We start from the raw sequence: 16,223 nt of genomic DNA on the forward strand, positions 1-16,223 counted from the left end.
CACGGCGAAGACCGCGGCATGAGCGGCGGATTACGGGACCTTCCTAACCTGCTGTTCACCGCACCGCCAGTCCGGTTCGGGACATGCCTGCGCCATGGGAGACGACCGTGACCATAGAAACCTGCCCGTTCGCCATCGATCCCACGGGGCGTGACATCCACGCGGAGGCCGCCGCCCTGCGCAGCAGGGGGCCGGCGGCCCGCGTGGAGCTGCCCGGCGGCGTGCCCGCCTGGTCGGTGACCGACCAGGCCCTCGTCAAGCAGCTGCTCACCGACCCTCGGGTCTCGCGCGACGCCTACCGGCACTGGCCCGCCTGGGAGAACGGCGAGGGCGAACTCGCGCGGAGCTGGCCCCTGTCCATCTGGGTCCAGGACCGCAACATGATCACCGCGTACGGTGCCGAGCACACCCGGCTGCGCAAGCTCGTCGCCAAGGCCTTCACCGCCCGCCGCACGGCCGTCCTGCGCCCCCGCATCGAGGCGATCACCGCCGGGCTGCTCGACCGCATCGCCGCCGAGCCCGGGGACCGGCCCCTGGACCTGAGGGCCGAGTTCGCCTACCCGCTGCCCACCCAGGTCATCTCCGAGCTGCTCGGCATCCCCGAGGACGTGCGCGCGAAGCTCATGGACATGATGGCCGCCATCTTCCAGACCACGGCCTCGGAGGAGGAGGCGCGGGCCAACCAGCTCGCCCTGTACGGCCTCGCGGCGGAGTTCGTCGCGGACAAGCGGGCGAACCCCGGGGACGACCTCGCCAGCGACCTGATCGCCGCCCGCGACGACCAGGACGGCGGCGCGGGCCTGTCGGAGGTCGAGCTGATCGACACCCTCTTCCTCATGTACACCGCGGGCCACGAGACCACGGTGAACCTGCTGGACCAGGCCGTCTGCGCCCTGCTCACCCACCCGGAGCAGCTGGAACTGGTGCGCACCGGCCGCGCCGGCTGGGAGGACGTCGTCGAGGAGACCCTGCGGGCCCACTCGCCGCTCGGCAGCCTGCCGCTGCGGTACGCCGTCGAGGACATCGAGCTGGACGGCGTGAGCATCGCCAAGGGCGACGCGATCCTCGTCAACTTCGCCGCCGTCGGCCGCGACCCCAAGGTCCACGGGCAGGACGCGGACACCTTCGACATCACCCGGCCGACCCGCGGCGACCACCTCTCCTTCGGCCACGGCGTGCACTTCTGCGTCGGCGCGCCGCTCGCCCGGCTGGAGGCGATGGTGGCCCTGCCCGCGCTGTTCGAGCGCTTCCCGGACCTGGCGCTCGCCGAACCGGCCGAGGAGTTGCGTCCGTTGGAGTCGTTCGTCTCCAACGGTCACCGGTCGCTGCCCGTGTTCACGCGGTCCAAGGCCGCCGTCTGATCCATCTGGCCGCGCGGGCGCGCCCCCTGTCGCGCCCGCGCCACGAGGAACGCCCCCGGCAGGTGCGGCTGCCGGGGGCGTTCTCCATGCTCCGGGGGTCGACCGCCCCCTGTGCCTCAGAAGGCCAGGGACGTCCAGACCGTCTTGGTCTCCAGGTAGGCGTCCAGATTGGCGCGGCCCATCTCCCGCCCGATCCCGGAGGCCTTGACCCCGCCGAACGGAGCGCCCGGGTCGCCGGAGGCCCAGGAGTTCAGGTACACCATCCCGGCCCGCAGCCGCGCGGCCAGGGTGTGCGCCTGCCCGAGGCTGCGGGTCCACACCCCGGCGGCGAGCCCGTACGGCGTGTCGTTGGCGAGGGCCACGGCCTCCTCGACGTCGTCGAACGGCGCGGCGACGAGCACCGGGCCGAAGATCTCCTCCCGCACGATCCGCATCCCGGGCGTGACGTCGGTGAACAGCGCCGGCCGGACGAAGAACCCGCCGTCGGGTGCGGCGGGCGGCACCTCCCCGGCGCGCAGGGTGGCGCCGGCCGCGAGACCGCCCAGGAGGTACCCGCGGACCCGCTCGTACTGCTCGGCCGACACCAGCGGGCCGAAGCGGGTGGCGCGGTCCAGTGCCGGCCCGACCTCGGCCTTCTGCGCCGCCCCGGCCAGCCGCCCGACGACCTCCTCGTAGCGGCTGCGGTGCACGTAGAGCCGGGAGGCGGCGATGCAGGTCTGCCCGCTGTTGAAGTAGATCCCGCTGAAAGCCCCTTCCACCGCCGCGTCGATGTCGGCGTCCGCGAGCACGATGTTCGGGCTCTTGCCGCCCAGCTCCAGGGTCACCCGCTGGAGCCGCTCGCCGGCCCCGGCGGCGATCTCCCGGCCCACCTGAGTGGACCCGGTGAAGGCGATCTTGGCGACGCCCTCGTGCCGGACGAGGGCGCGGCCCGTCTCCCCGTCCCCCGTGAGCACGTTGACGGTGCCCGGCGGGAAGCCCGCCTCCCGTACCAGCTCCGCCAGGCGCAGGGCGGACAGCGGGGTCTGCTCGGCGGGCTTGAGCACCACCGTGCAGCCCGCGGCGAGGGCGGGGGCCAGCTTCCACGCGGCCATCATCAGCGGATAGTTCCACGGGATGATCTGGGCGCACACGCCGACCGGCTCCTTGCGCGTGTAGCACAGGGTGTCGGGCAGGTGGACGGGGATCGTCTCCCCCTCGATCTTCGTGGGCCAGCCGGCGTAGTAGCGGAAGTGTTCGATCGCGGCGGGCAGGTCCATGGCCTCGTTCATCGCGACGGGCTTGCCGCCGTCGAGCGCCTCGATCTCGGCGAGCTCGGCCGCGTGCTCCTCCAGGAGTTCGGCCAGGCGCACCAGCAGCCGGCTCCGGCCGAGGGCGGGCAGCGCGCCCCAGGGCCCGTCGAGGGCGGAGCGGGCCGCGGCCACCGCCGCGTCCACGTCGGCGGGGCCCGCGTACGGGGCGTCCGCGAGGTGCGCCCCGGTCGACGGGTCGTACGTCGGGAACGTCCTGCCGTCGGCGGCGGGGACGAAGGCGCCGCCGATGAAGAGCCCGTGCGTACGCCGCACGAATTCCGCGGCCCTCGACGACAGCCCGGGAACGGGCGAATTCATGGCTTCCTCCTGGTTGCGGTAAAGCGGTAATTGCGGACGGGCGCGCGGAAGGGGTGGGGCGCCGGGGTGTACAGCAGGATGGCCATGGCACGGGAACAGCGGTCCGTGCCATGGCCATCCAGTCGTGGGAAGTGTCAGCTTCCGGAGCCGTACGGATTGTCTATGGCGAATCGCCAGGCGCCGTCCGCGCCGAGCCGCAGCACGTCGAGGCCCGTTCCTTCGAGGTGTTCCTCGCCCTCGTCGGTCGGAATGTCGATGGACCAATCCACCACCAGCAGGGCGGTGTTTCCGGTGACGTGCTTCTCGCGCAGGGTCGCGGTCATCCGCGGCTTCTGCGCGAGGAACTCGACCAGTGCCTCCTCGCGGGCCTTTCCGGACAGCGGGTTGCCCGGCTCCCACACCGAGACGGCGTCCTCGGTGTACATGATCCTCAGGGCCTCGACGTCGCCGGCGTTGAACCTCTCGACGTAGAGGTTGCCGTGCTCTTCCGCGGTGCGGGCCAGTTCTTCGATGGTGCTGGTGCTGGACATAGCGCGATCGCTCTCACTCTCTGTGGTCTAGGAGCCGGTATGTGAGCGCGGCCCGAACGTAACGGCCCACCGTCACCGCCTTCTCATCGACGGCCCATGCCCTGCTCACCTTTCGAGCCCGCACCTGCGGATTACCGGTGCGTTACCGGGCGGGGGACGCCTTTCGGCAGACTGAAGACCACCTTTTGTGCAAGGCCGGCGGGCCGGTGTCTCCAGGGAGTCGGGAATGAACGAAATCGCTGTCGTCGGGTGGTCGTGCCGACTTCCGATGGCATCCGGCCCGGACGACTTCTGGGAGCTGCTCCGAAACGGCGCGAGCGCCCTCACCGAGGGAATGCACGGCCGCCGCGGCGGATTCCTCGAAGGCATCGGTGAATTCGACGCCGAATTTTTCGGGATCTCCCCGCGCGAGGCGTCCGCCATGGACCCGCAGCAGCGCGTCGTCCTCGAACTCGCCTGGGAGGCGCTCGAGGACGCGGGCATCGTGCCCGACACCCTGCGCGGCAGCCGTACGGCCGTGTTCGTCGGCGCGCTGCGCGACGACTACGCCAACCTGCTCTACCGGCAGGGCACCGAGGCCATCACCCCGCACACGATGACCGGCCTGAACCGCGGGATCATCGCCAACCGCGTCAGCTACACCCTGGACCTGCGCGGACCGAGCCTGACCGTCGACACCGCCCAGTCCTCGTCGCTCGTCGCCGTGCACCTGGCCTGCGAGAGCCTGCGCAGCGGCGAGGCGGACACCGCGATCGCGGCCGGCGTGAACCTCAACGTGCTTCCCGAGCACCTCCTGACCGAGGAGCGCTTCGGGGCGCTGTCCTCGGACGGCGAGAGCTTCGCCTTCGACGCCCGCGCCAACGGGTTCGTCCCCGGTGAGGGCGCCGGCGTGGTCGTCCTCAAGCCGCTTCAGCAGGCCCTCGCCGACGGCGACCGGATCCACGGCGTCATCCTCGGCAGCGCCGTCAACAACGACGGCGCGACCCCGGGCCTCACCGTGCCCAGCGCCGCCGCCCAGGAGCAGGTGATCCGCGAGGCGTACGCGCGGGCCGGGGTGGACCCGCGCACCGTGCAGTACGTGGAGGCCCACGGCACCGGCACCCCGGTCGGCGACCCGATCGAGGCCGCCGCCCTCGGCGCAGTGCTCGGCGCCGGGCGGGAGGAGGGCGACCCGCTGCTGATCGGCTCGGCCAAGACCAACGTCGGCCACCTGGAGGGCGCCGCCGGCATGGTGGGCCTGCTGAAGGCCCTCCTCGGCCTGGAACGGCGGCTGGTGCCGCCCAGCCGGAACTTCACCACCCCCAACCCCGCGATCCCGCTGGCCGCACTGGGCCTGTCGGTGCCGCGCGAGGCCGCGCCGTGGCCGCACCCCGACCGCCGGCTCGTCGCGGGCGTCAGTTCCTTCGGCATGGGCGGCACCAACTGCCACGTCGTGGTGGCCGAGGCACCGCGGACCGGCGCCGCCGGGGCGTCCGTACCCGCGGGGTCCGCGGCGGTCACGGCGCCCGCCCCCGTCCTGCCGTGGGTGGTCTCCGGGCGCGGCGAGGAGGCCCTGCGCGCCCAGGCCGCGCGCCTGTACGAGGCCGCCTCCCGCCCGGACGCGCCGGAGCCCCACTCCCTCGGCTGGTCCCTGGCCGCGACCCGGACGGCCTTCACCGACCGCGCCGTCGTCCTCGCCGCGGACCGGACCGGACTGCTCCAGGGCCTGCTGGCCCTCGCCGACGGGCAGCCCTCGCCCCGCGTGGTGACCGGCCGGGCCCGCCCCGGCCGCCTCGGCGTCGTCTTCACCGGCCAGGGCAGCCAGCGCGCCGCCATGGGCCGGGAGCTGTACGCCGCCCACCCGGCCTTCGCCGCCGCGTTCGACGCGGTCTGCGCCGAACTGGACCCGCTGCTCACCCGCCCGCTGCGCGAGGTCATCGACTCGGGGGAGGGGCTGGACGAGACCGGCTTCACCCAGCCCGCCCTGTTCGCCGTCGAGGTGGCCCTGTACCGGCTGGCGGAGTCGTGGGGCGTGCGCCCCGACGCCGTCGCCGGTCACTCCGTGGGCGAGATCGCCGCGGCCCACGTGGCGGGCGTGCTCTCGCTGTCCGACGCCGCCCGGCTGGTCGCGGCCCGCGGCCGGCTGATGCAGGAGCTGCCCGTCGGCGGCGCCATGGCCGCCGTGGAGGCCACCGAGGAGGAGGTCGTCCCGCTGCTGGCCGGCCGGGAGTACGAGGTGGGCCTCGCCGCCGTCAACGGCCCCACCGCCGTGGTGGTCTCCGGCACCGCTCAGGCCGTCGAGGAGGTCGTCGCCGAGCTGGCCGCGCGCGGCCGGCGGACCAAGCGGCTGAAGGTCTCGCACGCCTTCCACTCCCCGCTGATGGAGCCGATGCTCGCGCGGTTCCGCGAGGAGGTCGCGGCACTGGAGTTCCACGAGCCGCTGCTGCCGTTCGTCTCCACCGTCACCGGAGCCGTCACGGCCCCCGGCGAAGTGGCCTCGCCCGACTACTGGGTGGAGCAGGTGCGGCGCCCGGTGCGGTTCCTGGACGCGGCCCGGACCCTGGAGGCCGAGGGCGTCACCACCTACCTCGAACTCGGCCCCGACGGCGTGTGCGCGGCCATGGTCGACGCCTCGCTGCGCGACCCGGACGCGGCGGTCTCCGTCCCGGCCCTCAGGGCGGGCCGCCCCGAGCCGGCGACGCTGGCGGCCGCGCTCGCCACCGTCTTCGTCCGCGGTGGCCGGGTCGACTTCACGGCCGCGTACGAGGGCACCGGCGCGCACCGAGTGGACCTGCCCACGTACGCCTTCCAGCGCACCCCGCACTGGTTCGACGGCTCCCTCAACCGCCCGGCCGCACTGCCGGGCCCCGCTCCCGCCGCCGTACGGGAGGGTGCGGCCGAGGCGGACGCGGCACCGGCCGGGGCTCCGCAGCGCTTGGCCGGGCTGCCCGAGGGCGAGCGCCGGCGGGCGCTGACCGACACCGTGCGCGCGCACGTCGCCGCGGTCCTCGGGCACGAGCCGGACCACCGGCTCGACCTCGACGCCACCTTCAAGGACCTCGGCTTCGACTCGCTGATGGCGGTCGAGCTGCGCGGCGCCCTGTCCGCCGCGACCGGACTGGCCCTGCCCACCGGGCTGCTGTTCGACCGGCCCACCCCCGGGGCGGTCGTCGACCACCTCCTGGAACGGCTGTGGGGCACGGCGTCCGGCTCCGATGACAGCGAGGGGACCGCCGCCGCAGCCGCGGGCGACGACGCCGAACCCATCGCGATCGTCGGCATGGCCTGCCGCTACCCGGGCGGCGTCGGCTCCCCGGAGGACCTCTGGCAGCTCGTCGCCGACGGCGTGGACGCCATCTCCGCGTTCCCCACCGACCGCGGCTGGGACCCGGATTTGTACCACCCCGACCCCGACCGCCCCGGCGGCAGCTCCGTGGACCGCGGCGGATTCCTCCACGACGCGGGCGAGTTCGACGCGGCGTTCTTCGGCATCTCGCCGCGCGAGGCCCTCGGCATGGACCCGCAGCAGCGGCTGCTGCTGGAGACCGCCTGGGAAGCGGTCGAACGCGCGGGCCTCGACCCGCGGTCCCTGCGCGGCAGCCGCACCGGCGTGTTCGTCGGCGGCACCGCCCTCGACTACGGCCCCCGCATGGACGAGACCGGCCACGGGGTGGAGGGACACGTCCTGACCGGCAGCACCGCCAGCGTGATGTCCGGCCGCATCGCCTACCAGCTTGGCCTGACCGGACCAGCGGTCACCGTCGACACGGCCTGCTCCTCGTCCCTGGTGGCACTGCACATGGCGGTGCGCTCGCTGCGCACGGGGGAGTCCTCGCTGGCGCTGGCCGGCGGCGCGGCCGTGATGTCCGCGCCCGGCATGTTCGTGGAGTTCTCCCGCCAGCGCGGCCTGGCCGCCGACGGCCGCAGCAAGTCCTTCGCGGCGGCCGCCGACGGCACCTCGTGGGCCGAGGGCGTCGGACTGCTCCTGGTGGAGCGGCTGTCGGACGCCCGCCGCCACGGCCACCGCGTCCTCGGCGTCATCCGCGGGACCGCCGTCAACCAGGACGGCGCCTCGAACGGTCTGACAGCGCCCAACGGTCCGGCGCAGGAGCGGGTGATCCGCCAGGCCCTCGCCGACGCCGGGCTGTCCGCCGCGGACGTCGACGCGGTCGAGGCCCACGGCACCGGCACCAAGCTCGGCGACCCGATCGAGGCCGAGGCGCTCCTCGCCACGTACGGGCAGGGCCGGGACGGCGCCGAACCGGTGTTCCTCGGCTCGCTGAAGTCGAACATCGGGCACACCCAGGCCGCCGCCGGCGTGGCCGGGCTGATGAAGATGGTGCAGGCGATGCGCCACGGCGTGCTGCCGCGCACCCTGCACGTGGACACCCCCACCCCGCACGTCGACTGGTCCTCCGGCGCCGCCGAACTGCTCACCGAGGCCCGGCCGTGGCCCCGTACCGGCCACCCGCGCCGCGCTGCCGTCTCCTCCTTCGGCATCAGCGGCACCAACGCGCACGTCGTCATCGAGCAGGGCGACCCCGACCCGGCCCTCGACCCCGACCCGGCCCTCGACCCCGCCGCCGTCGATCCCGCAGCCGCCCCCGACCCGGTCCCGCCGGTGTCCGACGCCCCGCAGCCGCCCGTTCCGTGGGTGCTCTCCGGCCGTGACGCCGCAGCGCTGCGCGCCCAGGCGCAGCGGCTGCGCGAGCACCTGCGCGAGCGGGTGGGCGTCGCCGCCCCGTCCCCGGCCGATCTCGGCTTCTCCCTGGCCACCACCCGTACCGCTTTCGAGGAGCGGGCCGTCATCACCGGCACCGGCACCGACGACCTGCTGGCCGGGCTCGACGCCCTCGCGTCCGGCGCGGACCACCCGGCCCTCGTGCGCGGCAGCGCCGCCCTCGCCGGACGCACGGCCGTGCTCTTCACCGGGCAGGGCGCGCAGCGCCCCGGCATGGGACGCGAGCTGTACGCGGCGTTCCCCGTCTTCGCCCGCGCCCTCGACGCGATCTGCGCCGAGCTGGACCCGTACCTCGAACGTCCGCTGCGCGCGGTGATGTTCGCCGACGAGGGCGACCGGGACGCCGCCCTGCTGCACCGGACCGTCTACGCCCAGCCCGCCCTGTTCGCCTTCGAGGTCGGCCTGTACCGGCTCCTGGAGCACCACGGCATGACCGCGGACGCCGTCGCCGGCCACTCGATCGGCGAGCTGGCCGCCGCGCACGTCGCGGGCCTGTGGTCGGCGGCCGACGCGGCCCGGCTGGTCGCCGCCCGCGGCCGGCTGATGCAGGCCGCCCGGTCCGGCGGGGCCATGGTCGCCGTCGAGGCGGGCGAGGAGGAGATGGCGGCCGCGCTGGCGGACGGCCGCGCGGGGGAGGTCGCCATCGCCGCGGTCAACGCCCCGGACGCCGTGGTCGTCTCCGGCGACGCCGACGCCGTGGAGGCCCTCGCCGCCGAGTGGGCGGCCCGCGGCCGGCGGCACCGCCGGCTCACCGTCAACCACGCCTTCCACTCCCCGCACATGGACGAGGTGCTGGCCGAGTTCCGGGAGACCGCCGCCGCCCTCACCTACCACACGCCGCGCATCCCGCTGGTGTCCACGCTGACCGGCAGGCCCGCCGCAGAGGAGGAGCTGCGCTCGCCGGACCACTGGACCCGGCAGATCCGCGAGGCGGTGCGCTTCGCCGACGCCGTGGCCGCCCTGCACGACGACGGCGCCACCGTGTTCGTCGAATGCGGCCCCGACGCCGTCCTGACCGCCCTCGCCGCCCGCTGCCTCACCGACCGGCCCGCCACCGCCGTCCCGCTGCTGCGCCAGGGCCGCCCCGAGGCGGACACCCTCGTCCTAGGCGCCGCCACCGCCTACGCGGCCGGCGGCCGGCTCGACCCCGCCGCCTTCTTCCCCGGCGCCGCCGCCGTCGAGCTGCCGACGTACGCCTTCCAGCGCACCCACTACTGGCTGGCGCCCCGCCCCGACGGCGACCCGCGCCGCCTCGGCCTGGACGCCTCCGGGCACCCGCTGCTCGGCGCCGCGCTCGACGTGGCCGGACGCGAGGAGTCCGTGCTCACCGGCCGGCTGTCCCTGGCCGACCAGCCCTGGCTGGCCGGGCACGCCATCGCGGGCACCGTGGTCCTGCCCGCCACCGCCTTCCTGGAGCTGGCCGTCGCGGCCGCGGACCGTACGGGGACGCCGTACGTGGCGGAGCTGACCCTGGAGGCACCCCTCGCCCTGACCGGCCGCCGGGCCGCCCAGGTGCAGGTCACGGTCGGGGCGCCGGACGCCTCCGGCGCGCGCCCCTTCGCCCTCCACGCCCGGCCCGAAACCGGCGACGGGGCACCGCAGGAGTGGACCCGGCACGCCTCGGGCTCCTTCGCCCCGACGGCCCCGCCCGCCGCCGCGGACGGCAGCGCGGACGGCTCCCTGCGCGCCTGGCCGCCCGCGGGCGCCCGCCCCGAGCCCCTCACCGACGTCTACGACCGGTTGGCCGCCGCCGGATACGAGTACGGGCCGGCCTTCCGTTGCCTGCACGCCCTGTGGCGCGGCGCCGACGGCGACCTGTACGCGGAGGTACGCCTCCCCGAGGACCAGCACCCGGCCGCCGCCTCCTTCGCCCTCCACCCGGCCCTCTTCGACGCCGCCCTCCACCCCCTCGTCCTGCACGCTGCGGACGGCACCGACCCGGCTGCGATCCGGCTGCCCTTCGCCTGGACCGGCCTGGCCGTACACGCCGTCGGGGCCACCGCCCTGCGGGTGCGCATCGCCGTGGACGCGCCGTCCGGCACCGCCGCGCTCACCCTCGCCGACACCGCCGGCGAACCCGTAGCGGCCGTCGCCTCGCTGGCCCTGCGCCCGGTCGCCCGGGACGCCTTCGCCCGGACGGCCGCCGCAGCGCAGGACCCGCTGTACGTGCTGCACTGGCCCGCCGTCGACGCCCCGCAGACGGCGGTCACCTGGTCCGAGCCGGCCGACCCCACCGCTGCGGAGGCCGTGGCCGCGGCGGGTGTCGAGGCCGCCGTCGTACGGATCGCCGCGCCCGACCCGGACACCGCCGCCGGGCCGACGGCGGAGGACACCGTACGAACCCTGCAGCTGGTGCAGACGTGGCTGGCCGACGAGCGGCTCGCCGAGGTCCGCCTCGCCGTGGCCACCACGCGCGCCGTCGCCGTCCTGCCCGGCGAGGACGTCCCCGGCCTGTCCGCCGCACCCGTGTGGGGCCTGATCCGGTCGGTGCAGTCCGAGCACCCCGGCCGGGTCACCCTGGTCGACCTGGACGACCCGGCCGACGACGCCGCCCTGACGGCCGCACTCGCCCTCGGCGAACCGCAGGTCGCCGTCCGCGGAGGCCGGCTCCACGTGCCGCGCCTGGTCCGCGCCGCCGCGTCCGACGTCGCCGCCGGGGCCCCGGCGCGCCTCGACCCCGACGGGACCGTCCTCGTCACCGGCGGCACCGGAGGGCTCGGCGCACTGTTCGCCCGCCACCTGGTCACCGCCCACGGCGTACGCCGCCTGCTGCTGGCGAGCCGGCGCGGACCCGACGCGCCCGGCGCCCGCGAACTCGCCGCCGAACTGACCGCCCTGGGCGCCGAGGTGGCCGTCGTCTCCGCCGACGCCGCCGACCGCGAAGCCCTCGCCTCCCTGCTGGCGCACGTCCCCGCCGAGCACCCGCTGACCGCCGTCGTCCACACCGCCGGCGTGCTCGACGACGCGACCGTGGAGACCCTCGACCAGGACCGGCTGCGCACCGTGATGCAGCCGAAGACGGACGCCGCCTGGCACCTCCACGAGCTCACCCGCGACCACCCGGTGGCCGCCTTCGTCCTGTTCTCCTCCGTCTCCGGCATCATCGGCACCCCCGGCCAGGCCAACTACGCCGCCGCCAACGCCGGACTCGACGCCTTGGCCGCGCACCGCCGCGCCCGGGGCCTGCCCGCCGTCTCCCTCGCCTGGGGCCTGTGGGACGCCACCCACGGCATGGGCGGCTCCCTCGGCCCGGCCGACCTCGCCCGCTGGGCCCGCGCCGGCTTCGCACCCCTGGCGCCCGACCGCGGCCTCGCGCTGTTCGACCGCGCCCTGGCCGAGGGGAGCGAGGCGCTGCTCGTCCCGGCGCTGCTCGACCCGGCCGCCCTGCGCACCGCCACGGCTGCGCCGCCCGCGGTCCTGCGCGGCCTCGCCGGTCCCGCAGTCGGCGCCTCCGCGTCCCCCGCCCGACGGACCGTCACGGCGCGCGAAGGCTCGGCCGGCACCGACCCCGCCTGGGCGCAGCGCATGGCCGAACTGCCCGCCGAGGAACGGCAGGCCGCCGCCTTGGACCTGGTCCGCGCCGTGGCCGCCGAGGTGCTCGGGCACGCCGGCGGGGCCGAGGTCGCGCCCGAGCGGGCGTTCAAGGACATCGGCCTGGACTCCCTCGGCGGAGTCGAACTGCGCAACCGCCTGACCGCCCGCACCGGGCTGCGGCTGCCCGCCACGGCCGTCTTCGACCACCCCTCGCCCGCCGCTCTCGCCGGCCACCTGCTCGGGCAGCTCGCGGGTCCGGCCCCCGCCGCGGTGCGCAGGCCGGACGCCGTGGCCGCGGACGAGCCGATCGCGATCGTGGGCATGGCGTGCCGTTACCCGGGTGGTGTGGCCTCGCCGGAGGACCTGTGGCGGCTCGTCGCGGACGGCGTGGACGCGGTGGGTGACTTCCCGGAGAACCGGGGCTGGGAGCTGGAGTCCCTGTACGACCCGGATCCGGAGCGCACCGGTACCTCGTACACGCGGCGTGGCGGATTCCTTTACGACGCCGACGAGTTCGACCCCGAGTTCTTCGGGATGTCGCCGCGCGAGGCGGTCGCGACCGACCCGCAGCAGCGCCTGCTGCTGCAGACCGCCTGGGAGGCCTTCGAGAACGCCGGCATCGACCCCGCCACCCTGCGCGGCTCCGACACCGGAGTCTTCACCGGGGCCATGTACGACGACTACGCCTCCCGACTGGCCAAGATCCCCGGCGAGTTCGAGGGCTTCCTGCTCGCGGGCAACCTCTCCAGTGTCGTCTCGGGCCGCCTGGCCTACACGTACGGGCTGGAAGGCCCGGCGGTGACCGTCGACACGGCGTGCTCCTCGTCCCTGGTCGCCCTGCACCTGGCGGCGAACGCGCTGCGGCAGGGCGAATGCGACCTCGCCCTCGCGGGCGGCGTGACCGTCATGTCCGGGCCGAACGTGTTCGTGGAGTTCTCCCGCCAGCGCGGTCTGTCCGTCGACGGCCGGTGCAAGTCCTTCTCGGCGCAGGCGGACGGCACGGGCTGGTCGGAGGGCGTGGGTCTGCTGCTGGTGGAGCGGCTCTCGGACGCCCGGCGCAACGGGCACCGGGTACTGGCGGTGCTGCGCGGCTCGGCCGTGAACCAGGACGGCGCCTCCAACGGCCTGACCGCGCCCAACGGTCCCTCGCAGGAGCGGGTGATCCGCCAGGCCCTCGCCCACGCGGGGCTGGCGGCCGCGGACGTCGACGCCGTCGAGGCGCACGGCACGGGCACGACCCTGGGCGACCCGATCGAGGCGCACGCGCTGCTGGCCACGTACGGCAGGGAGCGGCCGGAAGAGCGGCCGCTGTGGCTGGGTTCGCTGAAGTCGAACATCGGGCATGCGCAGGCCGCCGCCGGTGTCGGCGGTGTCATCAAGATGGTCGAGGCGATGCGGCGCGGTGTGATGCCGCGGACCCTGCATGCCGAGGAGCCGTCGCCGCACATCGACTGGGACGCCGGTGGCGTACGGCTGCTGGCCGAGCCGCGGGAATGGCCGCAGGCGGACCGGCCGCGCCGGGCCGGCGTCTCCTCCTTCGGCATCAGCGGCACCAACGCCCACGTCATCATCGAGCAGGGCGACCCGGAGCCCGAGGCCGGCGAGCGCCCCGCCACCCCGGCGCACCCCGTGCCCTGGTTCCTCTCCGCCCGCGACGAGACGGCGCTGCGCGCCCAGGCGGCACGCCTCCACGGTCATGTGGAGGCGCAGCCCGACACGGACCCGGTGGACGTCGGCTTCACCCTGGCCACCACCCGCGCCACCCTCGACCACCGCGCAGCCGTCGTCGGCACCACCCGCGAGGAGCTGCTGGCCGGCCTGAAGGCCCTCGCCGACGGCGCCGAAGCACCCGGTGTGCTGCGGGCGTCCGGGCCGCGCGGCGGCGCGGGCGGCACCGCCGGAACCGCAGGCGGCCGCACCGCCTTCCTGCTGACCGGACAGGGCAGCCAGCGCCTCGGCATGGGCCGCGAACTGTACGCAACCTCACCGGTGTTCGCCGCGGCGCTGGACGCCGTCTGCGCCCACCTCGACCCCGCCCTGCCCCGCCCCCTGAAGGAGGTCCTGTTCGCCGCCGAGGGCTCCGCGGACGCGGCGCTGCTGGACCGTACGGTGTTCACCCAGGCCGCCCTGTTCGCCGTCGAGACCGCCCTGTACCGGCTCCTGGAGCACCACGGCGCCACCCCCGACCACCTCCTCGGCCACTCCATCGGGGAGGTCACCGCCGCCCACCTGGCCGGGGTCTGGGACCTGGCCGACGCCTGCACCGTCGTCGCCGCACGCGGCCGGTTCATGGAATCCGCCCGTGCGGGCGGGGCCATGGCCGCACTGGAGGCCGCCGAGGACGAGGTGCGCGAGACCCTGGCCGCCTACGACGGCACGGTCGCCGTCGCCGCGCTCAACGGGCCCCGCTCCACGGTCGTCTCGGGGGACGCCGAGGCCGTGGACGCCGTCGCCGCCCTGTGGCGCTCGCGCGGCCGCAAGACCAAGCGGCTGCCGGTCAGCCACGCCTTCCACTCCCCGCACATGGACGAGGTCCTGGACGGCTTCCGCGCCGTCCTGGACGGCGTCACCTTCCACGCGCCGCGCATCCCCGTCGTCTCCGACGTCACGGGCGAGCCCGCCACGGCCGAGGAACTGTGCTCGCCCGACTACTGGACCCGCCACATCCGTGAAGCGGTCCGCTTCCTCGACGGCATGCGGTTCCTGGAGGCCGCCGGCGTCACCACGTACGTGGAACTCGGGCCCGACGGCGTGCTGACCGCCCTGGCGCAGGAGTGCCTCGCCGAGGACGCCGGCGCCGGCCTCACCCCCGCCCTGCGGTCGGGGCGGCCGGAGCTCCTCACCGTCACCGCCGCGCTGGCCCGCATCCACCTCGACGGCGGGCGGCTCGACCCGGCCGCCCTCTTCCCCGGCGGACGCCGCACCGACCTGCCCACCTACGCCTTCCGGCGCGACCGCTACTGGCTGACCTCGGGAGCGGAGCCGGCCGGTCCGGCCGACGCCGCCGGGCTCGGACTGAGCGCCGTCGGTCACCCGCTGGCGGGCGCCGCCGTCGCCGTCGCGGACCGCGACGCGTACCTGCTGACCGGCCGGCTGTCCCTGGCCACGCACCCCTGGCTCGCGGACCACGCACTGCACGGCGCGACCCTGCTGCCCGGCACCGGGCTGCTGGAACTGGCCGCCCGGGCGGGCGAGGAGGCCGGCTGCCCGGACGTGGCGGAGCTGACGCTGTCGGCGCCGCTCGCACTCCCGGAGGACGGCGGCGTACAGGTGCAGGTCGTCGTCGGAGAACCGGATGCCGACGGCCGCAGGCCCCTGGAGATCTACGCCCGCCCGGACGGCACGGCGGACGGCGCCGCGGGCACGGGCACGGTGCACGGCCGCGGCCGGAGCTGGACCACCTGCGCCACGGGCTTGCTCGCACCGGAGACCGACGGCGCGTCGGCTGCGGGCAGCCCGGGTCCGGTCGCGGCGTGGCCGCCCGCCGGCGCCCGCGAGATCGACCTCGACGGCGCCTACGAGCGGCTCGACAAGGCCGGCTACAGCTACGGGCCGGCGTTCCAGGGGCTGCGCCGCCTCTGGCGCACGGACGGCGAGCTGTACGCCGAAGTGGAGCTGGCCGAGGAACAGCGGGCCGGAGCCGCCGACTACGCCCTGCACCCCGCCCTGCTGGACGCCGCGCTCCACGCGCTGCTGCCCGCCGTGACCGGCGAGGACGGGCCCGGGGTCGTGCCGTTCGCCTGGGAGGGGGCCCGCGTTCACGCGGTGGGCGCCACCGCCCTGCGGGTACGGCTCACCGCGACCGGGGCCGACACGGTGGCCCTGACCGCTGCGGACGGCACGGGCGCTCCGGTCGCCTCCGTGGACACCCTCGTCCTGCGGCCGCTGTCGGAGGAAGCCCTGCGCGAGGCGGTGGCCGCGGCCCTCGGGACGGTTCGGGAGGGGCGGGACGGCCTGCTGCGGGTCGAGTGGACCGAGCTCTCGGACCCGGCCGGACTGCCCGACGACACCGGGGACACGGAGCTGCTCCGGCTGCCCGCGGCACCGTCCGGGCCCGGCGAAGACCTGGCTGCACGGGCGCGGTCGACCACCGGCGAGGTCCTGCGTGCGGTGCAGGCCTGGCTGGGCGACGAGCGCCGTGCCGAGTCCCGGTTGGTGATCGTGACGCGGGGCGCGGTGGCGGCGGCTGCGGGGGATGTTCCGGATCCGGCCCTTGCGGGGGTTTGGGGTCTGGTGCGGTCGGCGCAGACGGAGAATCCCGGGCGGTTTGTCCTGGTCGACGTCGATGGGTCGGGGGAGGTGCCGGCGGAGGCAGTGGCTTGTGGCGAGCCGCAGGTGGCGGTGCGCGGGGGCCGTTTGCTGGTGCCGCGTCTGGCGCCGTCCGCTCCGGTCGAAGGCCCGCCGCGTGCGTCCTTCGGCGCCGGGACCGTGTTGGTGACGGGTGGGACGGGTGCGCTGGGTGGTGTGCTGG

At 75.7% G+C, this 16,223-nt stretch carries 4 protein-coding genes; 2 read left to right on the plus strand and 2 right to left on the minus strand.

What is annotated here, in order from left to right:
• Window positions 1-107: 107 nt before the first annotated feature.
• Window positions 108-1,361 carry a cytochrome P450 gene (locus tag AB0F11_RS26390; RefSeq protein ID WP_362178459.1) on the plus strand — a complete coding sequence of 418 codons (1,254 nt, stop codon included), beginning with the start codon at window positions 108-110 and terminating at the stop codon, window positions 1,359-1,361.
• A gap of 116 nt (window positions 1,362-1,477) precedes the next feature.
• Here AB0F11_RS26390 and AB0F11_RS26395 read toward each other — a convergent pair whose 3' ends face one another.
• Window positions 1,478-2,968, minus strand: a complete 1,491-nt coding sequence (locus tag AB0F11_RS26395; RefSeq protein WP_362178462.1) for an aldehyde dehydrogenase family protein — start codon at window positions 2,966-2,968, stop codon at window positions 1,478-1,480.
• Window positions 2,969-3,102: 134 nt separating this feature from the next.
• On the minus strand, window positions 3,103-3,498 hold the full coding sequence (locus AB0F11_RS26400) for a nuclear transport factor 2 family protein (RefSeq protein WP_362178464.1): 396 nt from the start codon (window positions 3,496-3,498) through the stop codon (window positions 3,103-3,105).
• Window positions 3,499-3,724: 226 nt separating this feature from the next.
• On the opposite strand from AB0F11_RS26400, the gene AB0F11_RS26405 reads away from it, so the two are divergent.
• Window positions 3,725-16,223: SDR family NAD(P)-dependent oxidoreductase (locus AB0F11_RS26405; protein WP_362178466.1), on the plus strand; the 12,499-nt coding region annotated here is incomplete at its 3' end.

Origin of the sequence: Streptomyces sp. NPDC032472 (genome assembly GCF_040636955.1) — a bacterium.
Taxonomy (GTDB): domain Bacteria; phylum Actinomycetota; class Actinomycetes; order Streptomycetales; family Streptomycetaceae; genus Streptomyces.